We start from the raw sequence: 25131 nt of genomic DNA, 5'->3' as shown, positions 1-25131 counted from the left end.
AGTGCGGGATGTCGCAAGCCGATCGCTCCTGGGACGTCGAGACCGATCTTCTGGTCGTCGGGGCGGGTGCCGCCGGCATGACGACGTCGCTGGTGGCCGCCCTCGAAGGGCTCGACGTGATCCTTTGCGAGAAGTCGGACACGGTTGGCGGCACGACCGCGACCTCCGCCGGCACCATCTGGATTCCGGGCAATCGGCAGGGATTGCTTGCAGGGATCTCAGACTCCACCGAGGCGGCGCGGGTCTATCTTGAAGCATTGCTCGGCGAACACGCCGCGGACGCGCGTGTGGATGCGTTCCTCCAGACGGGTCCAATGATGCTCGATTATCTCGAGCAGAGGACGAGCGTACGGTTTGCGGCGCCGCCGGTCCATCCCGACTACAAGAATCTTCCAGGGGCAGCGATCGGTGGTCGTGCTCTCGGCGCCGTTCCGTTCGACGGCCGCAAGCTTGGCAAGGACTTCGAGCGCATAAGGGCCCCGCGGCGAGAGTTCATGGTCCTCGGCGGCATGATGGTCGGAAAGGCGGACATCCCGGCGTTGCTGGCGCCATTCCGCAACTGGACGAATTTCAGGCATGTCGTTGGTCTGCTCGGTCGGCATTTGCTTGATCGACTTCGCTACAACCGCGGAACGCGTCTGATCATGGGCAACGCTCTCGTCGCGAGGCTGTTTGACAGCCTTCGTCGTTCCGGCGTGGATCTGCGATATGAGACCGAGCTCGCTGAGCTCATCCGTAATGGCGACGCAGTCGTCGGGGCCGTTTTGTCATCGCCCTCAGGAGCATTGGCGATACGTGCCCGCAAGGGCGTGGTGCTGGCAACGGGAGGCATCGGCTGGAGCCGCGAGCTTCGCGACAGGTTTTTCCCCGAGGCCGCGCGCCGATTTTCACTCGCGCCTTCGTGCAATACCGGGGACGGCCTGCTCGCGGCCGAACGCGTCGACGCGGTGATTGAGCGTAATTTCGATAGCCCCGCCTTGTGGATGCCGAGCTCGGTCATGACGCAGGCGGACGGCTACGTCTCGGTATTTCCGCACATTATGCTGGATCGTGCCAAGCCAGGACTGCTTGCGGTGAACAAGTCGGGCCGCCGTTTCGTGAATGAAGCCGACTCCTATCACGACTTCGTGGAAGCGATGTTGCGATCGGACTCGTCTTCGGTATTGGCAACGCCAGCTTTCCTGATTTGCGATCGCGCCTTTATCGGCGACTATGGCATTGGTCTCGTTCATCCCGGGACGAGGGATTTGGACAAATTTCTCAAGGCTAAATATTTGCTGGCGGGCGAAACGATTGAAGCACTGGCCGAAAACATCGGCGTCGATGGCGGCGAGCTTGCTCAAACGATCGAGCGATACAATCGCTATGCCGAGAGCGGTGTGGACGAAGAGTTCGGCCGCGGTTCAAGCGAGTTGAACCGGTTCAATGGTGATCCCCGGAACGTGCCAAACCCGTGCCTGCGGCGGGTCGGTCCTGGGCCATACTATGCCGTCGCAGTATGGCCGACGGATCTCGCTAGCAGCGCCGGCTTGTGCACGGATTCAACCGCCCGCGTCTTGTCTAGCCGTGGGACCGCCATACCCGGACTCTACGCCGTCGGTACCGATTCATCCTCGATCTTTCGAGGCACTTATCCGGGCCCGGGCACGATGATCGGGCCTGCGATGGTATTCGGATGGTGCGCGGCAATGCATGCCGCGGGCGCTTCAGCTCAGGACGAAGGTAACTGAAAGCCGGATCGTTCGCCGCTCAGGGCTAGGAACTCTGCGCACCATCGAGGCTTGACTCAGCGGGCCAGCGTCGCCGCCGATTTGCTGGCCTGCACGGCCCCGCCTCCAAGCCCCCATACCCCCCAGGGTGGGGCCGTGTCTCTCGTCGCAGGAGATGCAATGCCGGAGCCGACCGATCACGACATCAGAGAACGCGCGCACCGCTTGTGGGAACAGGCGGGCAAGCCGGAAGGCCGCGAGGAAGAATTCTGGCATGCGGCCGAGCAGGAGTTGCGCAACGAGGACAAGTCGAACCCCATGCGGACGCCGGATACGCTGTGACCGACAAGAGATGCCCATTCTGCCACGGTCTGGGATGGGTCTGCGCAAACCATCCGCTCCGCGCCTGGAGCGAGGAACTGGGCGGCTGCCGCTGCGGTGAGGGAATGCCCTGCACCTGCAACACGACGGAAGATCCCGAAGCAAGGGCGGTGGTCGTCGAAGCGGACACGACGTGGCACTAGCAAGACCTGGCATTGAAGGCGGAACAGAGCCTTCCAGCAGGAATTGAGGTTGTGAGCAGCACGGGCTGCGACGCAGGCCCGTGGCTACGGCGGGGTTTGCGGTGGACGAGCGGCAAAAGATAGAGCACCAGATCGAACTCGCAACGCGAGCGGCAGCCCTTGTCAAAGACGAAACCACCGTCCAGCGATTCAGGACGTTCGCCGAGGAGCTGAAGCAAAAGCTGCTTCGCATGATGCGGCGCGGAAAGGTGCGAGCGCGCGCCTACGAACTCTGGGAGCAGGCCGGTCGCCCGGTCGATCGGGACGTGGAGTTTTGGCTCGAGGCCGAACGGCAGATCGACGAAGAGCGCGATCAGCGGAGGCTCTCGGATTCCTCAGACAAACGGTAGAGGTTCCGGGAGCCACATCGGCAGCGAACAAGCTTCGGCCGCGCGTTCCCTGGACAGAGAAAAAGCCGCCGAGTTCTTCACCTGGCGGCTTCAAAAGTCCGTAGCTGTCGGTCGCCTTTCCAGCCTCGTGCGTACCGCCGTTACCTTGTTTGCGGCCATGCAAGTTCAGTTTAGGCCAAGGCGCTCGATTCTGCTGTGACCTGAAGCACACATTGAAAAGACAATGTCGGGAAGCTTGGGAGGGCGCCGACTTTGATGGGATTGCCCCGCCATGGCGCTACGCGCCGGCCGTGACACCCAGGCGGCCTATGCCTGGAAGCTTCAGCGCGGGGCGGCGGATGTCGAGGCCGAGCACCGCGCCGAGGAAATTGATCTCGACCCCTTCGACCCAGCCGATGGTCATGCCGAGATAGCCCGACAGCGAGGCGTAGAGCCCGGTGCCGGACGCCGTGATGCCGGCCCAGCGTCCGCTGTAGGGAAAGTCCTTACCGATGGCGGTCGGCGGCAGCACGGCGCGCAACTCGGGAACGGCGTCAAGCGCCGCCTGCACGAAGGTGTTGGAATTCGGCCCCGGCCAGGCGCTGTAGTCGCCATAGGCGCGGAACTTATAGTTCTCGATGACGGTGCGGATCTTCGGAATCAATGCTTCTGCCCGCGCGCCGTCGACCGCCACGACCGTTTCCGGCATCGCGCCGAACCAGCGGCCATCGGGCGCAAAGCCGTTGCTGCGAACAGGGTCGCCCCAGGCCGTGTAATCGTATCGGCTGTAGGTCGCGGCGCCCTTCTCCTTGACGACGATCCAGGTATGGACAGCAAAAATACTGCGCCAGCGCACCGTGCGCGCGGCGAACACGCGGATCAGCGCGTCCGGATTGGCGGACGCGGGCGGCAGCAGGCCGGCGCTGGAGCGATCCGCCGTCTGCCAATTGCCGCGGCCGTCGCCGCGCAAATAATAGCGGCCGGCCGACACGGCGATCGGCAGGAAGATCAGCAGCAGGAACAGAATCAAGGATTTCCTCAAGGGCAAACGGCGGTCAGGCGGGACGATGCCACCAATATAGTTCGCAAGGCACGCCGCGCCAGCGCTCTCCTGCTCTTGCATTCGGATGGTGCGGCCATATGTTGCGTCCATGAGGAAGTTGTCGCTCGTCGAGGACCAGGCCATCCAGGCGCGAATCGCGTACATCGCGGGCGCCGAGATTTTCGATCGCCTGTTCGCCGGCATCCGGTTCGACGAAATCGACGGCAATCTGCTGTTTGCCATTGCTAGCGACGAAGACTGCGCGGCCGAGATCGAGGACGAGTTCTCGCACCAGCTCGCTGTGGTCGCAACGCATATCCTCGCGCAAAGCGTGGATGTGGTCGTAGTGCTGCCGAAGGTCCTGCAATAGCCCGCTAGCCTTCTGGCCGTCCAAGCCGCTTGCCTTCACGCTCTGTCTCTGCTTTTCAACGCAATTGCAAAATTGTAATGACGTCATTGGGCGCTCAGGCCCGAGGCGCGTTATCGACGGAGCTCAACGGGAGGGCTCGTCGTCGCTCGCCTCTATTTGCGAAACAAAGTTGGATACACATTGGCGCCCACCAGGAAAGCCCGGGCCACGACCGGCGCGATAAAGACACAAAGCAAGAGCTCAAAAAGCAAAGGCTCGCTAAGCAAGAGCGCGAAAAGCAAGAGCACGAAGAGCACAAGCTCGAGAAGCAGGAGCTCGACAAGCAAGCGTCCGGACAAGAGCGCCTCGCGTTCCGCGGTCGCCTCCTCATCGCCGCTCGGCATGCTGGCGCTGCATCTGCTCGAGCAGTGGGAGAAGTCCGACGGCCTCGTCTTCCTCTGCGACGACGAGAGCAGGGCGGAGCGGCTGGGCGGCGTGATTCACGCTCTCGATCCCTCGGTCGACGTGCTGGTGTTTCCGCGCCTGAACACGCTGCCCTTCGACGGCCTCGAGCCATCCCGCGAGATCGCGGGACGGCGCAGCTCGGTGCTGCGGCGTCTCGCCAAGGCAAAGAAGCCCGTCTTCCTGGTGTCGACCGCGGAAGCCATCATGGAACGGCTGCCGCTGCCGGCGAGCTGGTCGCGGTCGAGCCTCACGCTGAAGGTGGGCGCGCCCTATTCCGGGCCCGAGCTGGAGACTCGGCTGGAGGCTCTCGGCTACGATCTCGACGAAGAGGCGGAGTATCCGGGCGGCGTCCTGTTCCACGGCAAGACGTTTGAAGTGTTTCCCGCCGGCGCGCTCGCTCCCTTCCGGATCGAGCATTCCGGAGACACGATTCGCAAGATCGTCGCGGTCGATCCGATCGAGCACGAGGTCGTCTACGAGACCGCGGAATTGATCATCGATCCCATGTCCGAGCGGATCGCGCTGGGAGCTACGCGCGGACAGCGGGCGACGCTGCCTGATTATTGCAGCCGCGCGCGGTGGATCGCGGATGCCGGGGTATCGACCCACGCCGAGAGCTGGCAGGCCACGATTGAGGACGCCGCCGGCCGCAGGGATGCGGAGCGCGAGTATCTGGGGCAGGCGGATTGGAAGCAGCTGAAGAAGCGCATCAGCGTGCTGCCGCGCAAGGCCGCCTTCATCTCGACTCCGGAGTTCTCGAAGCTGGCCTCGCCGCGCAAGGCGCTTCGCGCCTTCGTCGCCGACATGCAGCGCGGCGGATCGCGGCTGCTGTTCGTCGCGGCCGTCGAGGACGACCTTCGCGCGATGGAGCGCATGAGCGGCATCAAGGCGGAGCGCCTGGCCGATTGGAGCGAGGTGGCGAAGGCACGGAGCCGCGAAGGCGCGCTGCTGGCCGATTTCGACGCGGGGTTCATTGGCGCCGGCCGCAAGCCGCTTGTCGTCGTGACCGCGTCCGACGTGCTCGGCAGCCGGGCCCATCATCCCCAGCCGATGGCGCGCGCATGGAACCCGGCGTTCGATCATCCCGATGTGCCCGAAAAGGGCGCCGCCATTGTCCATCTGCAACGCGGGCTAGCCGTGCTCGATGGCTTGCAGACCCTCGATATGGGCAAGGGATCGCGACGCGAGATGATCAGGCTCAAATTCGCGGGCGACAATGCCGTGCTCGTTCCACCGGCCGATCTTGCGGTGATCTGGCCCTATGCCGGCGAACCCGGCAAGCTGACGCTCGACAAGGCGGACGGCAGCAGCTGGTGGGCGCGGCGTACCGAGGCGGAAGCGGAAATCCAAGTCGCCGCCAAGGCGCTCGCCAAACACATCAGCCAGCGCCTCCGCCGTCGTGCACCCAAACTGGTGCCACCGGGGCCGGCTTATGAAAAATTCGTCGCACGGTTCCCCTATTTCACGACAGCGGACCAGGGCCAGGCCATTCAAGACGTCCTCGACGATCTTGCGGCGGGCCATCCCATGGACAGGGTGATCTGCGGTGATGTCGGATTCGGCAAGACCGAGGTCGCGCTGCGGGCGGCGGCCGCAGTGGCGCTGTCCGGCAAGCAGGTGGCGATCGCGGCGCCGACCACCGTGCTGGCGCGGCAGCATGTCGAAACCTTCCGCAAACGGTTCGGCCCTCTTGGGATCGAGGTGGGAAGCCTGTCGCGGGCCAGTTCAGGCCCGGAGACGCGAGAGACCAAGGAGGGGCTGCGGCGCGGCACGCTGAAAGTCGTGGTCGGCACACAGGCGCTTGCGGCAAAGGACGTGAAGTTCGCCGACCTTGGCCTCGTCATCATCGACGAAGAGCAGCATTTCGGGGCGGCGGAGAAGGCGAAGCTCTCAGGCCTCGCCAAGGGGGCCCATTCGCTGTGGATGAGCGCCACGCCGATCCCGCGCACGCTCGCGGCGGGTCTTGCCGGCTTCAGGGACCTCAGCGTGATCGCCTCGCCGCCGGTTCATCGCCTTCCCATCGTGACCAGGATCGCGCCGCTGTCCGACGCTGCCATTGCCGCGGCGCTGCTGCGCGAGCGCAGGCGGCACGGTCAGAGCTTCCTGATCTGCCCACGCATCCAGGATCTGGAGCCGATGCTGGCGCGGGTGCAATCGGTGGCGCCGGAGCTGCGCATCGTCTGTCTTCACGGCAGGTTGCCCGTGGACGAGATCGACGACCGCATGATGAGTTTCGTCGACGGTGAGGCGGACGTGCTGTTGGCGACCAATATCGTGGAAAGCGGGCTCGATATTCCGCGCGCGAACACCATCGTGGTGTGCTGGCCCGAAAAGTTCGGGCTTGCGCAGCTGCATCAGCTCAGGGGACGGGTGGGACGCGGCGGCACGCGCGCTTTTGCCCATCTGCTGACGGAATCGACCTCAGAGCAGTCCGAGAAACGTCTGGCGGTACTGGAGGAGTTCAGCAAGCCGGGTGCCGGCTTTGCGATCAGCGAGCGCGACCTCGACCTCAGGGGCGCCGGCGATCTGTTCTCGGAACAGCAGTCCGGCCATGTCCAGGTGTTCGGACCGGTGCTCTACAGTCATCTGCTGAAGCGGGCGTCCGAGCGAGGCAGCGACGCCGGCGCCGATCTGTGGGTGCCCGATCTCAATATGCCGTTGGCCGACATGCTGCCTGAGGGCTACGTGCAATCGGAAGCGGTCCGGCTCGAGATCTATGGCCGCGCTGCCCGATGCCGAAGCGACGACGATCTGGAAGATCTGGAGGAGGAGATCTCGCGTCGTTTCGGTCGGTTGCCGCCGGAGGCCCGCGACTTCTTCGCATCCGCCAGGCTCCGGATCGATTGCAAACGGCGCGGCATCGTCAGGCTCGATGTCGGGCCCGAGGCGGTCGCCGCGACGTTCCTGCCGGGGCGGCTGCGGAAATCCAGAGGAAAGTCGCAGACGGGAGCGCTGCAGCGCGACGGCGACCGCGTCGTTCACGCCGGCCGCCGCGACGCGGATCCGTTCAGCCGGGTCGAGGAGTTTCTCGACCTGCTGGACGGCTAGGGATCATTCGGTCTGCTCGACTGCCGCGGGCATTTTCGCCACCGACATCAGCGAGCGGGCCACCTGGTTGAGGAGCTGATCCGCGTTCTCCTCCTCCGCGAGTGATTTCGACAGCAGGGCGACAACGGCGCTGTGGCGAAGCTGCTGGGCGAGGTTGCGCGCCGTGGTATAGCCTGCGATCTCGTAGTGCTCGACGCGTTGCGCCGCGCCGATCAGCGCGAGGTCGGCCGCCGCGTCCTCCTTGTCCTCACCCTCGGCCATGATCTCCTGGCCCTCCTCGACGAGGCCCATCATGCCCTTGCAGGGCTTGGCGCGGGCGGATTTGCCGAGCATCTCGAAGCATTCGTTGATGCGCTCGACCTGTGCTTCGGTCTCCGCCAAGTGCTGCTCGAACAGCTCGCGCAACTGGTCGAAGCGGGCGGCCTCCGCCATCTTGGGAAGCGCCTTGGTCAATTGCTTCTCGGCATGCAAGATATCGCGCAGCTCGTTGATGAGCAGATCGCCGAGACCCGCTTCGTCGGCCGGCGGCGAGCTCTCGGTGACGATGGCCGAGGCCGGACCCGGTTCGCCCGCCTGGATCGCCGGCGACTCCGTGAAGACCCAGTCGCCGCCCTCGTTCCAGGGGCCGCGCGTGTCGATCTCGCCATGGTCGCCGGCGCCGGTGGAATCGTTGAAGAACTGGTCGACAAGGCCGGGCGTCGGGGCGATGCGGCCGATGCTGAAGGCCGGCTTGCCCATGCTCTCGAGCGCCAGCGCGAACGCCTTCATGTGCGTGATCTCGCGGGTCATCAGGAACTGCAGCGCGTCCTTGCTGCCGGCGTCGTCGCAGAAATTGATCAGCCGCTCATAGACGATCTTGGCCCGCGCCTCTGCGGCGATGTTGCTGCGCAGATCGACGTCGAGCTCGCCGGTGATCTTCAGATAGTCGGCGGTCCAGGCATTGCCCTGCGAGTTGAACAGATTGACTCCGCCGCCGCCCGCGATGGCGATGAGGGGATCGGCTTCGGCCGCCTGGCGGTCGAACTTCGAGGGCTTGAGATGCATCCGCGCCAGCGTGCCCACCACTTCCAGATGACTGAGCTCCTCGGTGCCGATGTCCATCAGCAGGTCCTTACGATCGGGATCCTCACAGTTCAATCCCTGGATCGAGTACTGCATCGCGGCGGCGAGCTCGCCATTGGCGCCGCCGAACTGCTCCAGCAGCATGTTGCCGAAGCGCGGATCCGGCTCGTCGACGCGAACGGTGAACATCAGCTTCTTGACGTGATGATACATGGCGGGACTCTCGGATTGGGAGGGCAGGAAAAGAAGATGTCTTCCGAACGGGCGGCTTCAGTGTTCGTTCCTAGCGAAACGACCTGCGCCGATCAGGCGCAGGTCGTTCAAAGACGATCGGCAGGATTGTGGACGTACTCGCTCAGCGTTGGTCCGGACGCTTGGCGGGCGGCCCGCTCTTGTTGCCCGGTGCGCCCTGAATATGCGCCGGGTCCTGCGATTGCACGGCGGTGTTGCCGGTGGAGTTTGTCGAACTTGATCCGACGGTTTCACCGGGCTTGGCGGCCGGACCGTTCTTGTTGCCGGGCTGTCCGGCAATGCCGGCACCCGAATTCTGCGCGCTCGGCGCGGACGAAACGTCAGGCTTGCTGGCCTGCGCCCAAGCTGCACCAGGCAGCGCAAGAGCGGCGAGGATAACGGCACCTGTGAACTTCATCTCGGTGTTCTCCGACTGATGCCCCATCTACTCGAACGCCGGTGACCTGCGTGCGTTCCCTATTGTCATCAACTCGAAAGCATCGGCTCGCCTGATCGTGGCGACTATCCCGGCAGCGGCGCCTCCACGACGTCGAGCAGCGCTCCCAGGCCCTGGCGCAGGCGGCGGGTGGCGATGCTCTCGGTGGCGAGACCGAACACCACGAGGGATCGCCCGGTCATCACATAAACATGCCCGAAGTCGAACGCGGGCATCTGCCCCTCCGGTTGATTGGTGTCGATCAACCCGACCCAGCTGCGTCCCTCGGCGACGGCGGGCAGGGTGAAATGGACGACGTCGTGATGAGCATTGTAGATCAGCAGCATGGTTGCGTCCGAGCCGCGGCGCTTGATGCCGGTCTCCTGGGCGCGGCCGTCGAGCAGCAAAGCGAAACATTTGGCGTTGCCGTCCTGCCACTGCTCCGTCGTCATTTCCTCTCCGGACGGCGCGAGCCACGTCACGTCCTTCACGTCCAGCTCTTCATTGTGCGAGCCGACCAGGAAGCGGCTGCGGTAGAGAATCGGAAATGCCTTGCGCGTGGCGATCAGCTTTCGGGTGAATTCGCGCAGGCTGCGGCCGTTCGCGGTGATGCCCATCCAGTCGTGCCATGTGGTGTCGTTGTCCTGGGCGTACGCGTTGTTGTTGCCGTGCTGGGTGTGTCCGAATTCGTCACCGGCAAGCAGCATGGGCGTGCCGTGCGACAACAGCATGGTTGCCAGCAGATTGCGCTTCTGGCGCTCGCGCAGCGCAATGATGTCCGGATCGTCCGTCGGTCCCTCGGCGCCGCAGTTCCAGGAGTGATTGTTGCTGTGGCCGTCGCGATTGTCCTCGCCATTGGCTTCATTGTGCTTGTCGTTGTACGAGACGAGATCGTTGAGATTGAAACCATCATGTGCGGTGACGAAGTTGACGCTGGCCCACGGCCGGCGGCCGCGCTTGTTGAAGAGATCGCCGGATCCGGACACGCGCTTGGCGAAGTCCGCGATCGATCCCTCGTCGCCCTTCCAGAAGGCGCGCACCGTGTCCCTGAACTTGTCGTTCCACTCCGCCCATCCCGGCGGAAACTGGCCGACCTGATAGCCACCCGGACCGATGTCCCAAGGCTCGGCGATCAGCTTGACGCTGGAGAGCACGGGGTCCTGGCGGCAGGCATCGAGAAAGCCGCCGCCTTCGTCGAATCCGTAGGGCTCCCGTGCCAGGATGGTGGCGAGGTCGAAACGGAAGCCGTCGATCCTCATCTCGGTCGCCCAATAGCGCAGGGAATCCGCGACGAGTTGCAGCACACGCGGGTGCGACAGGTTCACAGTATTCCCTGTACCGGTATCGTTGATGTAGTAGCGCTGCTGGTCCGGCAGCAGGCGGTAATAGCTAGCGTTGTCGATGCCCTTGAAGGACAGGGTCGGGCCGAGCTCGTTTCCTTCAGCGGTGTGATTGTAGACGACGTCGAGGATGACCTCGATGCCATGGGCGTGGAACTGGTTGACCATGGCTTTGAATTCGTTCGCGAACGGCGTCTTGAGGTAACGTGGCTCCGGCGCGAAGAAGGCGAGGGAGTTGTAGCCCCAGTAATTGCGCAGGCCTTTCTCAACCAAATAGCTGTCGTCGACGAAGGCATGGATCGGCAGCAATTCTGCACTGGTGATGCCGAGCGATCGCAGATAGGCCGGGACCTCCGAATGCGCGAGGCCGGAGAACGTGCCGCGGTCTGCGTCGGGCACCAGCGGATGCAGCTGGGTAAAACCCTTGACGTGCATCTCGTAGACGATCGTCCGCTCCCATGGCACTTCCGGCTTGCGCGCGGCGCCCCAGGTGAAGGCCGGGTCGATGACGCGGCATTTCTGCATCAAGGGCGCGCTGTCGCGTTCGTCGTAGGAGAGATCCTTGTCGGCATGGTCGAGCTGGTAGCCGAACAGCTCCGGTCCCCAGCGCAACCGGCCGACCAGCTGCTTGGCGTAAGGATCGAGCACGAGCTTGTTGGGATTGAAGCGGTGTCCCGCGTCGGGTTCGTAGGGGCCGTGAACACGATAGCCATAGATGGTGCCGGGACGGGCCGCGGGCAAATAGCCATGCCAGACTTCGTCGGTATATTCCGGGAGTTCGATCCGCTCCAGTTCGGTCTCGCCGTCGTCGTCGAACAGGCAGAGTTCGACCTTGGTGGCATGGGCCGAAAATAGCGCGAAATTGACGCCGAGCCCGTCCCAGGTGGCGCCGAGCGGAAACGGCTTGCCCTCGCTGATGCGGGAGCGGCGCAGGCGCGAAGCCGCCCGCGTCAGGGCGTCGTCTGGATGTACTGTTTGATCCATCGCTGCCCCGAAAAGTCGTTCAAGAATTTGGTGGGATTGCCGTCACTTCCGTCGTCGCCTGCTCGCCGACGGTCGCCGAAGCGATCGCGGCGGCGGGAGGCACATCGTCCGGCTTGGGCAGCGTGGTTGCCCTTTGCAGCGCCGCCTCCTTGCTGATGGCCGCAATCGAGTTGCCGGTCCGCTCGACGATGCTGGTCAACTCCGCATCTGACAGTCCGAGACGCTTTCTGACGAGCCGCACCTGAGTACGGTCGGCAAGATCGAGCTTGTTGCGGATCGGCTGTGGCTTCGAGCGGCGCATGGCGAAAACTCCCGTGTAGAATTGCAACCGTCGCCGAGGCGATTCCGTTCCCTGTTTGCAACAGTGATCTTCCCCAACCATCGTCGCCGCACCTCGGCCCAAAAGTGCACACAACGCGCACGGCGCATCAGTGTGGTGCCGGCCTGAGGAACGAATGCCTCCATCTCGGCTTCTCCCGTCCAGAGCATGCTCAAGCGATCGCAAAATCGAGCCTCGCGAAGCGTGCTGTTACTTCCAGCCACGCAAAGGCGACCAGGTTTGAGTCACAGATTGGGAATGGCCGGGCAAGCGCGACACCACGGCCCTCGATGCCTCGATCACGGGGTCTGCTTCAATCTCTGGGCGCCGACGGCGCAATCGGTCGAATTGCTCGAAGCCGGCCGGCCGCCACTCCGGATGACGCGCGACCACGATGGCTGGTACCAGTGGTTGAGTCCCACCGCGCATGTCGGCACGCGCTATCAGTTCAGGATCAACGAAGACCTGGTCGTTCCCGATCCCGCCTCGTTCTTCCAGCCAGACGACGTCGGGGCGCCGAGCGAGGTGATCGACACCGCGACGTTCCGGGACTCGGTGCTCTATCCCGGCCGCCCCTGGGCGGAGGCCGTGATCTACGAGTTGCATGTCGGCACCTTCGGTGAGGAAGGCACCTATGCCGGCGTCGAGAAGAAGTTGCCCTATCTGCGCGATCTCGGCATCACCGCAATCGAGCTGATGCCGCTCAATGACGTCCCCGGCCGGCACAATTGGGGCTATGACGGCGTGCTGCTGAATGCGCCAAATGCACGCTACGGCAGGCCGGAAGACCTCAAGCGGCTGCTACGCGCGGCGCATGCCCTCGACATATTGGTCTACCTCGATGTGGTCTATAACCATTTCGGGCCGCAGCTGAACTATCTGCACCTCTATGCGGAAAGCTTCTTCACCACGCGCCATAGCACCGGCTGGGGCCCTGCCGTCAACCTCGAGGGACACGACGGCGCGTTCGTGCGCGAGTTCCTGATCGAGAACGCGTTGATGTGGCTGCGCGACTACGGGTTCGACGGCTTGCGGCTCGATGCGGTTCACGCGCTCAAGGACGATTCCGACCGCCATTTCCTGATCGAGCTTGCCGAGACGGTTCGCAGTCAGCTGCCGGGCCGACGCGTGCATCTGATGCTGGAGAACGAGGCCAATCAGGCCCGCCTGCTCGACCGTGCTCAAGGGCGAACCCGGCTCTATGACGCGCAATGGGGCGATGATTTTCACAACGCGCTCCACGTCCTCTTGACGGGTGAGGACGAAGGCTACTATCGCGCCTTCGCAGCCAGGCCGCTTGAACATCTCGCGCGAGCGCTCACCGAGGGCTTTGCCTATCAGGGCGAAGTCTTTCCGCTGCATGACGAACCGCGCGGCGAGCCGAGCGCGCATCTGCCACCTGAGGCCACCATCTTCTTCGCCCAGAACCACGACCAGATCGGCAATCGCGCGCTCGGGGAGCGGCTTTCCGCGCTGGTCGGTCCGGAGAAACTGGATCAGGCCATGGCGCTGGTTCTCTTGAATCCGCACATTCCGATGTTGTTCATGGGTGAGGAAGCCGCGGCCGAGACACCGTTCCTGTTTTTCGCAGACTGGTCCGGCGAAGCTGCCGAGCTGACACGGGAAGGGCGGCGTAAGGAGTTCGCGCACTTCAAGGCGTTCTCGACGCCCGACATACGCGCCAGGATTCCGGATCCGTGCGATGAAAAAACCTTCGCGGCATCGAAGCTCGACTGGATCGGCATCGACCGCTCTCCCGCCAGCGCCAGGTTTCGCAGCCTAACATCCCGATTGCTGAAGATACGGCGCGAGAAGATCGTTCCGCTGATCAAACGGGGTTTCCTTTCGGCTCATTGCAAGTTGCTGGGGGAGAACCAGCGTAAGGGCGGCCTGGATGCCCGTTGGCGGACGGCGAACGGAGACATCTTGCAGATCGTCGCCAATTTCGCGGACGGCGAACTGCCCATGCCGGCGCTGGTTGCGGGCGAGAGCCTATGGCGATTGGGCGCCGCCGACGCGCCAGCCCTGTTGCGGAGCGACATCATCGTAAGGCTTGGCCACGAGGCGTGATGGAACAGCGAGGAACGCTTCCGAAAGCTTTCCGTTAGCGGAGTAAATCTCTGGAGCCGCTTCATGACCGAATATCCAAAGCCGCCTTTCCCGCCGCAGCAGCAATCGATGCCCGGTTCGACGCGCGCGATGAACCCGCGACCGGATCATGGCGAGGAAAGTTACAGGGGCGCCGGGCGCCTGACCGGAAAGAAGGCAATTATCACCGGAGGCGACAGCGGCATCGGCCGCGCGGTCGCGATCGCCTATGCCAGGGAAGGTGCCGACATCGTCATCGCCTATTTGAACGAGGACGAGGATGCCGCCGAGGTCAAGACGCTGGTGGAGCGCGCAGGACGCAAGGTCGTCCTGATCCCCGGCGACATCCGCAATCCCGATCATTGCCGCGCGATCATCCAGCGCACCGTCGAGGCGTTCGGCGCAATAGACATCCTCGTCAACAACGCGGCGCATCAGGACACGTTCAAGGAGATCGCTGACATCAGGGACGAGGAATGGCAGCGGACGTTCGAGACCAATATCCACGCCATGTTCTATCTCACCAAGGCTGCGGTCCCCCACATGCGCCCGGGAGCGGCGATCATCAACACCGCGTCGGTGAACTCCGACATGCCGAATCCGACTTTGCTGGCCTATGCCACGACCAAGGGCGCCATTCAGAATTTTACCGGTGGGCTCGCCCAGATGCTGGCGAGCAAAGGCATTCGGGTCAATGCGGTCGCCCCGGGTCCGATCTGGACGCCGCTGATTCCGTCGACGATGGCGGAGGACACTGTGAAGAACTTCGGCAAGCAGGTGCCGATGCAACGGGCCGGCCAGCCGGCCGAACTCGCGACAGCCTATGTCATGCTCGCCGATCCGCTCTCGAGCTACACATCGGGAGCGACCCTGGCGGTCACCGGCGGCAAGCCGTTCATCTGACCGAACGTGCGACGAGAACGTGGCAGCCCTGCGAGCAGGGCCGCCACGCCCAGCATGTCTTCACCAGTACGCCTCGACCGGCGACGAGGTCCTTGTTTGTCGCCTTATCGATCATCTTCGGCAGCGCCTTGAGGATCTGCTGTTCCGCGTAATAGATATCCTGCAGCCCGTGCAGCAGCAGGTCTTCCATCGATTTGATGTCCTTGGTGAAGAATCCCGTAAACGACGTCTCCTTGTCAATGATGGAACTGGAACGCCGCACAGCTGCAGCTGTTCCATTCCCGTGACCAGATCAGGAGAGCCGAATGAGCGATGGAGCGGATCATCTTGCGAGCCTGCTCGGACGAGCGGCGATGGACGTCTGGGGTGACATGCCCCGCGACATCCAGGAAGCGCTGTTCGAGACCGCCATGAAGGGACGGCCAGCGGAGCGGGAAGAGCTCGCGCGACTGCTGCACGAGCGGCATCCCCGTACGCTTCATCCGGCGCGGCCTGGCTGAGCCGTTGCAGGAACGATCGGGCAAGAAGCCGATTTGTAAAATGGGCGAGGCGCGGCGAATGGGATTGGACGAAGCCCGTGAGCCGTAGCTCCGCCCAGGATCAAATCGGTGAGTCGATCGGCGTGACTGAAATGATGATCGGAAAATGGTACGACCCGATCTCCCAGAGATGGATCGTGCCGCGTGAAACGCACCCGGTGGCGGGCCACTCGCAGTCCGACCCGGAGAAGGGGCTCGAAGCCCGCAAGCCGGCCGAGGCGCAGCGGATCTGGGACCTGTTGGTCGATTGCTGCGCGCGCGGGTGATGTCCGAGCCGCACCATCATTGGCTTCTGCTGTCGGCAATTCACAGAGTGATGACATAGACCGCGAAGGCAATGATGAGCGCCAGGCTTACGACGGCAGTGCTGATCAATATCTTGCCCATGGCGCGTCCGTGCTGTCTCGCCGCGTCAATGTAACAGCCGTCATTTTCGTTCCGGACCGGCAGCTGAAGGCAGCTCCGACTGTTCACATGTGCACAGAGGGCGTCGGCACCAAATGGCTTGAACTATATCATTTGATGCAGACATGGCTGCGCTCGCTCTTATCATCGGCCATGCGGAAAGGCACCGCATGGTGCCATGACATGGAGACCCGATCGTGCACAGGCGGCGTCGCGTTCAGCAAACCACCACGCTTCAAGAGCGGCTTGCAGAGTTCACCAGGACCATCCGCGAAAAGGCCGAGGCGTTGCCCGACGGCAAGGAGCGGGATGAGCTGATGAAGCGGCTGAGAAGCGCAGACACTGCGTCAAACCTCGACCGTCAATTCGCCGGCAGGGATTGAGCTCGCAAGGATTGAACTGGCAATTGAGCTGGAAAGCGTCAGCTGCGGTACCAACTCGCCAGATTCCAGGTCGTGACGTCCCAGCCTGACATGTCGACCATGAGATTGTTGACCCCTGCGTTGACGATGTTGCGGGATAGAAGCGGCAGGAACACGTTGGCCTCGCAAAAAGTTTCGTCGACCTTGATCAGCAGCGCGGCCCGCTTGACCGGATCGAGCTCGTTCTGGGCGGCCTTGTAGGCCTTGTCGGCCTCGGGATCGGACCAGCGCGAGACGTTGCGGCCGAGCCATTTGTTGTCCTTGTTGGAAATCTCCCAGGAGACGCACTGGTTCAGGAAGCGCTCCGGGTCGGGCTGCGGCTGCGTGGTGTTGTACATCTCCATGTCGGCATAGAACTTCGAGTAGGTGTCGGGGTTGCCGACGTCGGACGAGAAGAACACCGATGCCGTGACCGCCTTGATTTCGATCTCGATGCCGGCCTTCTGGCAGGCCTGCTTGATGATGGCTTGCGTCTTCTGACGCGGCGCATTGGTCGAAGTCTGGAAGACGAATTTGAGCTTCTTGCCGTCCTTCTCGCGGATGCCGTCCGCGCCCTTTGCCCAGCCGGCGTCATCCAGGACCTTGTTGGCCTTGTCGACGTCGAACTCGTATTTCAGCTTGGCCGACTTGAACTGTTTGGGTGCGTTGACGAAGCTCGCGGTGGCGACGCCGCCGCGCCCGTAAATGAACTTCTGGATCGACTCGCGGTCGATCAGCAAGTTCATCGCGCGGCGAACGGCGGGATCGGACAGCGTCGGGTGCTTGGTCTTGGGGCTGGAGCGCTCGCCGTCCACCTCGGTCCACGGATCGGTCGTGTTGAGGATGATGAACTCGACATTGCCTGACGGCGTGACGTCGAGCTTGCCCTTGCCGCTGGCCTCCATGCGTTTGAGGACCTCCTCCTCCACTTGCATGTTCCAGGCGTAGTCATATTCGCCGGTCTGCAGCACGGCGCGCGCCGCGGATACCGCATCGCCGCCGCCCTTGATTTCGAGCGTGTCGAAATGCGGCTGGTTCTTGACGTGATAGTCGGGATTGCGTTCGGCCCGGATCAGGTCGCCCGGCTTGAACTCGACGAATTTGTAGGGACCAGTGCCGACCGGCTTCAGATTGCCGGGCGCTTCGCGCGACTTCGCGCCGACATAATCGCCGAAATGATGCTTCGGCAGGATCGGACCGACCGAGCCGACGAAGGGATCGGCCCAGAACGGCGTCGGCGCCTTGAACAGCACCTTGATGGTGTGGTCGTCGATCTTCTCGACCGTGATGTCCTTGTAGGAACCCGTGGTGTACGCCGCGGTCGCGAGATCCGAGGCGTATTGCCAGGTGAAGACGACATCGTCGGCAGTGAAGGGCTTGCCGTCATGCCACCTCACGCCCTGTTTCAGTTTCCAGGTCACGCTCAGGCCGTCCGGCGAAAGGCCGCCGTTCTGCTTGGATGGAGCCTCGGCCGCGAGGCAGGGGACGAGGTTGCCCTCCTTGTCCCAGCCGGCGAGCGGCTCGAAGAAGACGCGCGAGGCGATCTGGTCCTTGGTGCCGAGCGCGAAATGCGGATTGAGCAGCGTCGGGGCCTGCCAGAGCAGGATCTTGAGCGGGCCGCCGCCGCCGGCCTCGGTCGGCTTGTAAGGCAGCGTGGCGTCCGCCATCGCCATGTCATTCCAGACCAGGATCTGGCTCGCGACCGGCGCTGCGATCCCGATCGCAGCCATCGTCTGCATGAACGAACGTCGCGATAGCTTGCCTTGCTTCACCTCAGCGATGGACTTGCGGATTTCGTTCTCGTTCATCGGATGATCCCCACTTCACAGACAAGTCGTCACCGGCCAAGGCCCATCATGTTTCATCACGGGCGAGGCGGCAATGCCGACAGGGTGAGAAAACCCTGCGGCGAAATGACGAACGTAGGGGACGGCAGCTATGGCTGCCAAGGGGCGCTAGCTGGATCGCCGCGCGAGAGACCCAAGGCGGCGATCCAATGCGAGCTAGGGGAACCGCCCATTCGCAAGCGCCAGCGCAGCTCCAACCGCGTTCTCGAGAATTTCCTCCGACAATTGCCTGTCGCTCACCGCGCGCGACAATTGCAGCGCGCCGACCATGGTTGCGTAGACCGAAATCGCGCGTCGTCGACGCTCCGCAACCGGACCTTCCGGCATCTGCGCCGCCATCAGCGCGATGATCTCCGACGTCTTCTCGGTGAAGGCATCACGCGTCGCCTTGGGATGTCGGGCGATTTCGGCGACAAGGGCTGCGGTCGGGCAACCGGCGCCCGCGCGGTCGCGATGGCGCGGGGAGAGGTAGTCGCGGATCGTTGCCTCGAGCGCGACGCCGTTTGCAAGATTGTCCTTGTGCCTCTGCTCGCGCCGCTCCAGGGCGTCGATCAGCACCGCGCGTACCAGATCCTCCTTGGAAGCGAAATGCGTGTAGAAGGCGCCGTTGGTCAGGCCCGCTTCCGCCATGATGCCGGCGAGGCCGACCGCGGCGATGCCGCTCTCGCGGAACTGCGAAGAGGCGACGTCGATGATGTGCCGCCGCGTCGTGTCCCTGTGTCCCTTGTCGTAGCGCGCCAATCCCGCCTCCTGCGCGACCCCGCCACAAAATCGTGAGGCCGGGCCCATTGCATTATGATCATAATAATACATTATGAACATAATGCAATGGGCGGCCGATCGGCGGCGGCCCTTCGGGACCCCAGGGATCGAACCCATGTCAGTCGAGGATGCCGCCGCGCCGGCCTTGTCCGCCCCGCAGATCGTGGCTCGCGCCACCGCTCCGCTCCGCCAAGTGGCGGCATCAACACCAGGCGCGGCCGAGCAGCGGCGCGCAGCGCTGCTGACGGCGCCGATCCTGCCGACGCTGCTCCGGCTCGCGCTGCCGACCGTGACCGTCCTGGTGGCGCAAACCGCGGTCAACATCGCGGAAGCCTATTATGTCGGCTTCCTCGGCACCGATGCGCTGGCCGGTGCGGCGCTCGTGTTCCCGATCTTCATGCTGATGACCATGATGTCGAATGGCGGCTTCGGCAGCGGCGTTGCCTCCTCGGTCGCGCGCGCGGTCGGTGCCGGCCGCCGCGACGATGCCGAAGCCGCGTTGTTTCATGCCGTGGTGCTCGCGATGATTGCCGGCGGCGTGTTCACGCTCGGCGTCATCGTCGGCGGTCCGCATCTCTACCGCGCCCTTGGCGGCGCCGACGGTGCCCTCGCTGCGGCCACCACCTATTCCAACTATCTGTTCGCCGGCGCCATCCCGGTCTGGATCGTCAATCTCCAGGCGGCGGCGCTACGCGGCGCGGGCAATGTCAAGGTGCCCGCGCTGGTGACGCTGGTCGGCGCGATCGTGACGATTCCGGTGTCGCCGGCGCTGATCTTCGGTCTGGGACCGATCCCGCGGTTCGGCATCGGCGGCGCGGGCATCGCCTTCGGGCTCTATTACGGCGCGGCGATGCTGTTTCTGCTGCGCTACATGGCCTCAGGCGCGACCGGCCTCAAGCTGCACATCGTGCCGCTCCGCGCAAAAATCTTCGGTGACATGCTGAAGGTCGGCATTCCCACCGCCTTCAATGCGGTGCTGACCAATCTCACCGTCATTCTCGTCACCGGCGCGGTCGGCCTGTTCGGCACCTCCGCGCTCGCCGGCTACGGCATCGCCTCGCGGCTCGACTACATCATGATCCCGCTGCTGTTCGGCATCAGCACCGCGACGCTAACGATGGTCGGCGTCAACATGGGCGCGGGACAGACGGCGCGGGCACGTCGCATTGGCTGGATCAGCGGCGTTGTCGGCATGGTTATGACCGGCACGATCGGCCTTTTGGTGGCGATCTTCCCGACGGCCTGGCTCAATCTCTTCAGTCACGATGCCGAGGTGGTGGGCGAAGGCATGACCTACTTGCGCATCGTCGCGCCGGCCTATGTCGCACTCGGCTTCGGCTTCGTGACGTCGTTCGCCGTGCAAGGCACCGGCCGCGCCATCGGCCCGCTCGCGTCTTCGGTCGCGCGCATCCTGATCGCGGCCGGCGGCGGCTGGATCGCGGTGGCAAGCTTCGGCGCCGGCATGGCGGGGCTCGCCACCATGGTGACGGCATCGCTCGCCGCCTATGCCGTGATCTGCGTCCTGATCATGCTGTCGCCGTCGACCTGGCGGTCCGAGTAGGCGCAAATCATCTGATGCTGGCAACACCGACAACCAGCACCGAAATCCCGGCTGGATTGCCTGCTGCTATCTCGCCGCCATTTCGCTCCCCGGCTGTCGTTGCGCCGTGATGCCCGTCACGATTGCGCAGAGCATTCCTAATCTCTGTGAATTCGTTTCCCGATTGGTATCGAATTGAGAAGGTGTCTGCCGCTGCCGGCATCCAATATGGATTTCCATTTCATTGATTTCGCCACATAGAGAAGCGAATACGGTTCCAGTCGTTGCCGCTGAGTCATGGAGACCAAGATCATGGAGACCAAGATGTCGTTTCGCCTCCCCCTGATCCTTTCTGCCGTCCTCGTCGTATGGTCGGCGGGCGCCTCGGCCGAGACCATCAAGATCGGCGTGACGCCGGGGCCGCACGCCCAGATTTTCGAGGCCGTGAAGCCGATCGCCGCCCAGCACGGTCTCGACATCCAGCTCATCGAATTCTCCGACTACGTCGTGCCGAATGCCGCGCTCGATGCCGGCGAGATCCAGGCCAATTCGTTCCAAAACCAGCCTTACCTGGACAACCAGAAGGCGGACCGTGGCTACAAGATCGAAGCCGTCGGCTTGACCGTGAATTTCCCGATCGGTGTCTATTCCAAGAAGCACAAGGCATTCGCCGACATCCCCGAGGGCGGCAAGGTCTCGATCCCGAACGATCCGACTAATGGCGGCCGCGTGCTGCTGCTGCTGCGCGACAAGGGCGTGATCAAGCTGAAGGACGGCACGGGCTTCAAGCCGACGGTGCTTGATATCGCCGAGAATCCAAAGAAGCTGAAGTTCATCGAGGTCGACGCGGCGCAGGCGCCGCGCGCGCTCGACGACGTCGACGCCGCCGCGATCAACACCAATTATGCAACCCAGGCGGGCCTCGATCCCGTCAAGGATCCGATCCTGCGCGAGGACCCGAAGGGTCCCTACGTCAATCTCATCGCCGTTCGCACGGCCGACAAGGACAAGCCCTGGGTCAAGGTGCTGGTAGACAGCTATCACACGGCGGAGGTGAAGGAGTTCGTCCTGACCAAGTTCAAGGGCGCGGTACTGCCGAGCTGGTAGGCAGTCTGCCCAGCCAAAGTTCAGCTCAGGGCGATCCCGGCGGGCAGCGTACGAGCCCTGCGCAATGCCCGCTTGTCTGGAGCTGCGGCAACCGACATCATCGGGGCCTATCCTCGTCCGACAGGGGTCGTATGAAACGCTTAGCAAACCTGAAACGCCTGGGGTTTTTCACACGGCTTCTCGACGAGGCCCCGCCCGCCGATCGATATCGCTTCGCGGCCGAGCAGATCGTGCGCGCCGAGAAGGCGGGCCTCGATTCCGCGTGGATCGCGCAGCACCATTTCCACGAGCGCGAGGGCGGTCTGCCGTCCCCCTTCACCTTTCTCGGCTACGTCGCAGCCCAAACCTCGCGCATCCGGCTCGGCACCGGCATCGTCACCTTGCCGCTGGAGAATGCGGTGAGGGTGGCGGAGGACGCCGCGGTGCTCGATCTGCTCTGCAACGGTCGCTTCGAGCTCGGTGTCGGCACCGGCGGCAATCCCTCGGCCTTTGCCGCCTTCGGCCTCGACAGCGCCCAGCGCAACGAGATCTTTGCGCGCAATCTGGAAATCGTCCGCACGGCGCTGACGGGCAAGCCGCTCGACGGTGGCGACACGCTCTATCCGCAGCGGCCGCAATTGGACAACCGGATCTGGCAGGCGACGTTCTCTGTCGCGGGCGGCGCGCGTGCCGGCAAGGCGGGCGACGGCCTGTTGTTGTCGCGCACCCAACCTCGAACCAAGGAGGCGCCGAAGGCAACGCTGGCCGAGATTCAAAATCCGGTCATCGATGCCTACCTCGAAGCACTGCCGCCGGGACGCGAACCCCGCATTATGGCTTCGCGCACCGTCTTCGTCGCCGACGACCGCGCTGAGGCGATGCGCCTTGCCGATATCGGGCTGCGGCGCGCGCTGCCGCAATTCCTCAAGGGCGGCCACGCCAAGCCGGGCGAGACGCTCGAGGAAATGATCGCGGCGTTCGACACCCATGTCGGGGCGGCCGACGACGTGATCGCCTCGCTCCGCAGCGACGCCACGCTGGAGCGGGTGACCGATCTCGTCTTCCAGGCGCATTCGGTCGATGCCCCGCATCCCCATATCCTGCGCTCGATCGAGCTGGTCGCGGAGAAGGTCGCGCCGGCGCTGGGCTGGGCGCGGACGGCGGCGGATGTGGCGCTGGCGTGATAGTCGGAATGAACGGAATCGCGTTGCACCAGGTGCAAGAGGCTGAATGATGGCTACGAAAGATATCATCGACACGCTCGCCGGGATCGAACCGGGTTCGTCCCTCGACGCCATTCGCGCGCGCCGCCTGCAGGCGCGCGACAACGCGCAGAAGAGCTATCTCTCTTTGTTCGAGCCGATCGATGCCGGTGATGTCTCGCTTGTCGAGCGGGCGGCAGTCGCGTTCTTCGTGATCGGTCTTCACCGCGAGCCGACTGTAGCTGCCTTCTATCGGGCGAAGTTAACTGCGATCGCCGGTGCGCGCCTGATTGAGGCAATCGAGGCTGAAATCGCGCGGGGCGAGACTTCGGGCCCTTACGGCGCCTTTCCGGCCGGGCCGCTGTCGGTCGAGAACAAGGCCGGCTTGGCCTACCGCGTCAGCGCCGAGCGCAAGCCCGAGCTCGGCGCCCGGCTCATTGCGGCATTCGAGCATGCGCATCTGCTGGTGTTCCGCCCGCGCGATGCGGCCGTGGCCGACATGAAGGCGCTGCTCGCCGCCGGCTGGTCGAACACCGGCATCGTCACGTTTTCTCAGCTCGTTGCGTTCCTGTCGTTCCAGGTGCGCGTCGTCACCGGACTGCGCGTGCTCGGCGCCTCGCTTGGCAGCGCAAACGCTGCGGCCGGCGCCTAAGGAGATCGCAATCATGAGCGCTGCAAACAACGTCAATCCGCCCGTCGTCTTCACCCAGGATGAACTGGGCTGGGTGTCGTGGATCGATCCGCTGCCCGAAGCCGAGCTGACCGAGCGGCATTTCGCCGGCCTCGTCGATCGCTCCCGTTCCAAGTCCGAATATTTTCGACTGCTGGTGCGCGATCCCGAGGTGCTGGAAGCCCGCACCAAGACTGACAAGGACATCTTCTACAACGTTGCCGACGGCCTGCCGCGCGCCGAGCGCGAGCTCGCAGCGGCTGCGACCTCGCGCTACAACGGCTGCATCTACTGCGCCTCCGTGCATGCGCGTTTCGCCAGCACTTATTCCAAGCGCCGCGACGATGTGCAGCGGCTGCTCGAGGAGGGCGTCGGCGCCGATCTCGGCGAGCGCTGGAATGCGGTCGTCAAGGCCTCGGTGGCGCTGGCTGCGACGCCGATCGCGTTCGGCCCCGACAATATCGATGAGCTGCGCTGCGCCGGTCTCGACGATGCCGAGATCGTCGACGTCATCAACGGCGCGTCGTTCTTCAACTGGGCGAACCGGCTGATGCTGTCGCTCGGCGAGCCCTCGAAATAGCCAACCTCACCGGCATGGAAATTGCTGGTTGTTTCAACACCTGACAGGATGGAGCCGTCCATGAGCAACATCGATCGTCGTACCCTGGTCAAGGGCTCGCTTGCCGCCATGATGGCGGGAGCAGCCTTCTCGCGCGCCGCGCTTGCGCAATCGTCCGAGCCGATCTTGCTGGGCGTCAGCGGTCCGCTGACCGGGCCGAACGCGCAATATGGCACGCAGTGGAAGCAGGGCTTTGATCTCGCGCTGGACGAGATCCAGGCAGCGGGCGGCATCAACGGCCGCAAGCTCGCCTATAGTTTCGAGGACAGCCAGAGCGACCCGCGCCAGTCGGTGGCGATCGCCCAGAAGTTCGTCTCCGATCCCAGGATTGTCATGGAGCTCGGCGACTTCTCCAGCCCCGCCTCGATGGCGGCCTCGCCGATCTATCAGCGCGGCGGGCTGGTGCAGTTCGGGTTCACCAATTCGCATCCCGATTTCACCAAGGGCGGCGACTTCATGTGGAGCACCTCCGTCAGCCAGGCTGACGAGCAGCCGCTGCTGGCGGCTTATGCCGTGAAGCGTCTCGGCCTGAAGAAGCTCGCCGTGCTGCACCTCAACACCGATTGGGGCCGGACCAGCCGCGACTATTTCGTCAAGGCCGCGAAAGAACACGGCGCCGAAATCGCCGTCACCGAAGGCTACATTGCGGAGGAGCGCGACTTCCGCTCCACGCTGGTGCGGGTCCGCGACGCCAATCCGGACGGGCTGATCCTGATCTCCTATTATTCCGACGGTGCGCTGATCGCGCGGCAGGCACGCCAGGTCGGGCTGAAGCAGGTGATCTGCGCCGCAAGCTCGGTCTACTCGCCGAAATTCCTGGAGCTCGGCGGCGAGGCCGTCGAGGACGTCCACGTCGGCACGCGCTACTTCCCGGAAGACCCGCGCCCCGAGGTGCAGACGTTCATCGCGGGCTTCAAGAAGAAGTACAACGGGGTGGAGCCCGACGCGTTCAACGCTTACGCCTATGACGCGATGAACATGGCCGCCGCCGTGGTGAAGATCGGCGGCACCGACCGGCGTGCGATCCGCGACGCCTTCACGAAAGTCAAGGACGTCTCGAGCGTGATCTTCGGCAAAGCGACGTTCGACGTCGAGAGCCGGCGCGTCAAGGGCGCCATGAACGCCGAGCTCGTCGTGCGCAAGGGCCAGTTCGCCCTCTGGGACGGCAAGCCGACCTGAGGGGATCTCCTGC

General features: G+C 63.9%; 24 protein-coding genes and 1 pseudogene. 16 read left to right on the top strand and 9 right to left on the bottom strand.

Annotation, left to right across the window (positions count from 1 at the left end; translation table 11 throughout):
- The first annotated feature begins 8 nt into the window (after positions 1-8).
- From AC0L3A_RS16015 to AC0L3A_RS16005, 3 genes are all read left to right on the top strand, one after another.
- Positions 9-1730 carry an FAD-dependent oxidoreductase gene (locus tag AC0L3A_RS16015; protein WP_473254737.1) on the top strand — a complete coding sequence of 574 codons (1722 nt, stop codon included), beginning with the start codon at positions 9-11 and terminating at the stop codon, positions 1728-1730.
- Between the two features lie 159 nt (positions 1731-1889).
- Complete coding sequence (locus AC0L3A_RS16010) at positions 1890-2051, top strand: DUF2934 domain-containing protein (protein ID WP_007595988.1); 162 nt, start codon at positions 1890-1892, stop codon at positions 2049-2051.
- Positions 2052-2334: 283 nt separating this feature from the next.
- Complete coding sequence (locus AC0L3A_RS16005) at positions 2335-2622, top strand: DUF2934 domain-containing protein (RefSeq protein ID WP_007595986.1); 288 nt, start codon at positions 2335-2337, stop codon at positions 2620-2622.
- Between the two features lie 277 nt (positions 2623-2899).
- Here the strand turns inward: AC0L3A_RS16005 and AC0L3A_RS16000 are convergent, their stop codons facing one another.
- On the bottom strand, positions 2900-3631 hold the full coding sequence (locus AC0L3A_RS16000; protein ID WP_007595984.1) for a DUF3750 domain-containing protein: 732 nt from the start codon (positions 3629-3631) through the stop codon (positions 2900-2902).
- Between the two features lie 121 nt (positions 3632-3752).
- Here AC0L3A_RS16000 and AC0L3A_RS15995 point away from each other — a divergent pair, with 121 nt between their 5' ends.
- The gene (locus AC0L3A_RS15995) at positions 3753-4013 is read left to right on the top strand and encodes a hypothetical protein (RefSeq protein WP_007595982.1); all 261 of its coding nucleotides are present in this window, start codon (positions 3753-3755) and stop codon (positions 4011-4013) included.
- 152 nt (positions 4014-4165) lie between these two features.
- Here the strand turns inward: AC0L3A_RS15995 and AC0L3A_RS15990 are convergent, their stop codons facing one another.
- The gene (locus AC0L3A_RS15990) at positions 4166-4396 is read right to left on the bottom strand and encodes a hypothetical protein (protein WP_219681540.1); all 231 of its coding nucleotides are present in this window, start codon (positions 4394-4396) and stop codon (positions 4166-4168) included.
- Here AC0L3A_RS15990 and AC0L3A_RS15985 point away from each other — a divergent pair.
- Positions 4395-7505 (top strand): DEAD/DEAH box helicase, encoded by a 3111-nt coding sequence (locus AC0L3A_RS15985; protein WP_035993472.1) that lies wholly within the window; start codon positions 4395-4397, stop codon positions 7503-7505. The genes AC0L3A_RS15990 and AC0L3A_RS15985 overlap by 2 nt on opposite strands.
- Before the next feature lie 3 nt (positions 7506-7508).
- On the opposite strand, the gene AC0L3A_RS15980 is transcribed toward AC0L3A_RS15985, so the two are convergent.
- The 4 genes from AC0L3A_RS15980 to AC0L3A_RS15965 form a co-directional block, all read right to left on the bottom strand.
- On the bottom strand, positions 7509-8780 hold the full coding sequence (locus AC0L3A_RS15980; protein WP_007595978.1) for a DUF892 family protein: 1272 nt from the start codon (positions 8778-8780) through the stop codon (positions 7509-7511).
- A gap of 142 nt (positions 8781-8922) precedes the next feature.
- A complete protein-coding gene (locus tag AC0L3A_RS15975) occupies positions 8923-9216 on the bottom strand; it encodes a hypothetical protein (RefSeq protein ID WP_007595967.1) in 294 nt (97 codons plus the stop codon).
- Positions 9217-9320: 104 nt separating this feature from the next.
- A complete protein-coding gene (glgX, locus tag AC0L3A_RS15970; protein ID WP_473254736.1) occupies positions 9321-11558 on the bottom strand; it encodes a glycogen debranching protein GlgX in 2238 nt (745 codons plus the stop codon).
- Between the two features lie 19 nt (positions 11559-11577).
- On the bottom strand, positions 11578-11859 hold the full coding sequence (locus AC0L3A_RS15965) for a DUF3606 domain-containing protein (RefSeq protein ID WP_354127220.1): 282 nt from the start codon (positions 11857-11859) through the stop codon (positions 11578-11580).
- 276 nt (positions 11860-12135) lie between these two features.
- Here AC0L3A_RS15965 and treZ point away from each other — a divergent pair, with 276 nt between their 5' ends.
- Positions 12136-13947 (top strand): malto-oligosyltrehalose trehalohydrolase, encoded by a 1812-nt coding sequence (treZ, locus tag AC0L3A_RS15960; protein WP_473254735.1) that lies wholly within the window; start codon positions 12136-12138, stop codon positions 13945-13947.
- Between the two features lie 63 nt (positions 13948-14010).
- Complete coding sequence (locus AC0L3A_RS15955; RefSeq protein ID WP_473254734.1) at positions 14011-14868, top strand: glucose 1-dehydrogenase; 858 nt, start codon at positions 14011-14013, stop codon at positions 14866-14868.
- 76 nt (positions 14869-14944) lie between these two features.
- On the opposite strand, the pseudogene AC0L3A_RS15950 reads toward AC0L3A_RS15955, so the two are convergent.
- Positions 14945-15058: pseudogene (locus AC0L3A_RS15950) on the bottom strand (DUF892 family protein); the annotation flags it as partial.
- A 115-nt stretch (positions 15059-15173) separates the two neighbouring features.
- On the opposite strand from AC0L3A_RS15950, the gene AC0L3A_RS15945 reads away from it, so the two are divergent.
- The 3 genes from AC0L3A_RS15945 (at position 15174) to AC0L3A_RS15935 (ending at position 16195) form a co-directional block, all read left to right on the top strand.
- Positions 15174-15368, top strand: a complete 195-nt coding sequence (locus AC0L3A_RS15945; RefSeq protein ID WP_027519884.1) for a hypothetical protein — start codon at positions 15174-15176, stop codon at positions 15366-15368.
- A 77-nt stretch (positions 15369-15445) separates the two neighbouring features.
- Positions 15446-15673, top strand: coding sequence for a hypothetical protein (locus AC0L3A_RS15940; protein WP_354127223.1), 228 nt, complete (start codon positions 15446-15448; stop codon positions 15671-15673).
- A gap of 336 nt (positions 15674-16009) precedes the next feature.
- Entirely contained in the window at positions 16010-16195 is a 186-nt protein-coding gene (locus AC0L3A_RS15935; RefSeq protein ID WP_007595953.1) for a hypothetical protein, read from the top strand.
- A 38-nt stretch (positions 16196-16233) separates the two neighbouring features.
- Here AC0L3A_RS15935 and AC0L3A_RS15930 read toward each other — a convergent pair whose 3' ends face one another.
- Positions 16234-18021, bottom strand: a complete 1788-nt coding sequence (locus tag AC0L3A_RS15930) for a peptide ABC transporter substrate-binding protein (RefSeq protein ID WP_473254733.1) — start codon at positions 18019-18021, stop codon at positions 16234-16236.
- 195 nt (positions 18022-18216) lie between these two features.
- Complete coding sequence (locus AC0L3A_RS15925; RefSeq protein ID WP_035993465.1) at positions 18217-18801, bottom strand: TetR family transcriptional regulator; 585 nt, start codon at positions 18799-18801, stop codon at positions 18217-18219.
- 136 nt (positions 18802-18937) lie between these two features.
- Between AC0L3A_RS15925 and AC0L3A_RS15920 the strand changes: the two genes are divergently transcribed.
- The 6 genes from AC0L3A_RS15920 (at position 18938) to AC0L3A_RS15895 (ending at position 25118) form a co-directional block, all read left to right on the top strand.
- Positions 18938-20383 (top strand): MATE family efflux transporter, encoded by a 1446-nt coding sequence (locus AC0L3A_RS15920; protein ID WP_007595950.1) that lies wholly within the window; start codon positions 18938-18940, stop codon positions 20381-20383.
- A gap of 291 nt (positions 20384-20674) precedes the next feature.
- A complete protein-coding gene (locus tag AC0L3A_RS15915; RefSeq protein ID WP_473254732.1) occupies positions 20675-21469 on the top strand; it encodes a MetQ/NlpA family ABC transporter substrate-binding protein in 795 nt (264 codons plus the stop codon).
- 131 nt (positions 21470-21600) lie between these two features.
- Entirely contained in the window at positions 21601-22632 is a 1032-nt protein-coding gene (locus AC0L3A_RS15910) for a putative FMN-dependent luciferase-like monooxygenase (protein ID WP_473254731.1), read from the top strand.
- 49 nt (positions 22633-22681) lie between these two features.
- The gene (locus tag AC0L3A_RS15905; RefSeq protein ID WP_473254745.1) at positions 22682-23302 is read left to right on the top strand and encodes a CMD domain protein; all 621 of its coding nucleotides are present in this window, start codon (positions 22682-22684) and stop codon (positions 23300-23302) included.
- Positions 23303-23315: 13 nt separating this feature from the next.
- Complete coding sequence (locus tag AC0L3A_RS15900) at positions 23316-23900, top strand: alkylhydroperoxidase domain protein (protein WP_007595946.1); 585 nt, start codon at positions 23316-23318, stop codon at positions 23898-23900.
- Positions 23901-23960: 60 nt separating this feature from the next.
- Positions 23961-25118, top strand: coding sequence for an ABC transporter substrate-binding protein (locus tag AC0L3A_RS15895; protein ID WP_007595945.1), 1158 nt, complete (start codon positions 23961-23963; stop codon positions 25116-25118).
- Positions 25119-25131: the final 13 nt, after the last annotated feature.

It is taken from the genome of Bradyrhizobium sp. MI1.3 (assembly GCF_055811695.1).
This window is presented reverse-complemented; position numbering and strand designations above follow the sequence as displayed.

What these genes read in the sequence shown, in the direction of transcription:
- AC0L3A_RS16015 (WP_473254737.1), top strand. Translation starts at nt 9, where the DNA reads ATGTCGCAAGCCGATCGCTCCTGGGACGTCGAGACCGATCTTCTGGTC.
- AC0L3A_RS16010 (WP_007595988.1), top strand. Translation starts at nt 1,890, where the DNA reads ATGCCGGAGCCGACCGATCACGACATCAGAGAACGCGCGCACCGCTTG.
- AC0L3A_RS15995 (WP_007595982.1), top strand. Translation starts at nt 3,753, where the DNA reads ATGAGGAAGTTGTCGCTCGTCGAGGACCAGGCCATCCAGGCGCGAATC.
- AC0L3A_RS15985 (WP_035993472.1), top strand. Translation starts at nt 4,395, where the DNA reads ATGCTGGCGCTGCATCTGCTCGAGCAGTGGGAGAAGTCCGACGGCCTC.
- AC0L3A_RS15990 (WP_219681540.1), bottom strand. Translation starts at nt 4,396, where the DNA reads ATGCCGAGCGGCGATGAGGAGGCGACCGCGGAACGCGAGGCGCTCTTG.
- AC0L3A_RS15980 (WP_007595978.1), bottom strand. Translation starts at nt 8,780, where the DNA reads ATGTATCATCACGTCAAGAAGCTGATGTTCACCGTTCGCGTCGACGAG.
- AC0L3A_RS15975 (WP_007595967.1), bottom strand. Translation starts at nt 9,216, where the DNA reads ATGAAGTTCACAGGTGCCGTTATCCTCGCCGCTCTTGCGCTGCCTGGT.
- glgX (WP_473254736.1), bottom strand. Translation starts at nt 11,558, where the DNA reads ATGGATCAAACAGTACATCCAGACGACGCCCTGACGCGGGCGGCTTCG.
- AC0L3A_RS15965 (WP_354127220.1), bottom strand. Translation starts at nt 11,859, where the DNA reads ATGCGCCGCTCGAAGCCACAGCCGATCCGCAACAAGCTCGATCTTGCC.
- treZ (WP_473254735.1), top strand. Translation starts at nt 12,136, where the DNA reads ATGGCCGGGCAAGCGCGACACCACGGCCCTCGATGCCTCGATCACGGG.
- AC0L3A_RS15955 (WP_473254734.1), top strand. Translation starts at nt 14,011, where the DNA reads ATGACCGAATATCCAAAGCCGCCTTTCCCGCCGCAGCAGCAATCGATG.
- AC0L3A_RS15945 (WP_027519884.1), top strand. Translation starts at nt 15,174, where the DNA reads ATGAGCGATGGAGCGGATCATCTTGCGAGCCTGCTCGGACGAGCGGCG.
- AC0L3A_RS15930 (WP_473254733.1), bottom strand. Translation starts at nt 18,021, where the DNA reads ATGAACGAGAACGAAATCCGCAAGTCCATCGCTGAGGTGAAGCAAGGC.
- AC0L3A_RS15920 (WP_007595950.1), top strand. Translation starts at nt 18,938, where the DNA reads ATGTCAGTCGAGGATGCCGCCGCGCCGGCCTTGTCCGCCCCGCAGATC.
- AC0L3A_RS15915 (WP_473254732.1), top strand. Translation starts at nt 20,675, where the DNA reads ATGGAGACCAAGATGTCGTTTCGCCTCCCCCTGATCCTTTCTGCCGTC.
- AC0L3A_RS15910 (WP_473254731.1), top strand. Translation starts at nt 21,601, where the DNA reads ATGAAACGCTTAGCAAACCTGAAACGCCTGGGGTTTTTCACACGGCTT.
- AC0L3A_RS15905 (WP_473254745.1), top strand. Translation starts at nt 22,682, where the DNA reads ATGGCTACGAAAGATATCATCGACACGCTCGCCGGGATCGAACCGGGT.
- AC0L3A_RS15900 (WP_007595946.1), top strand. Translation starts at nt 23,316, where the DNA reads ATGAGCGCTGCAAACAACGTCAATCCGCCCGTCGTCTTCACCCAGGAT.
- AC0L3A_RS15895 (WP_007595945.1), top strand. Translation starts at nt 23,961, where the DNA reads ATGAGCAACATCGATCGTCGTACCCTGGTCAAGGGCTCGCTTGCCGCC.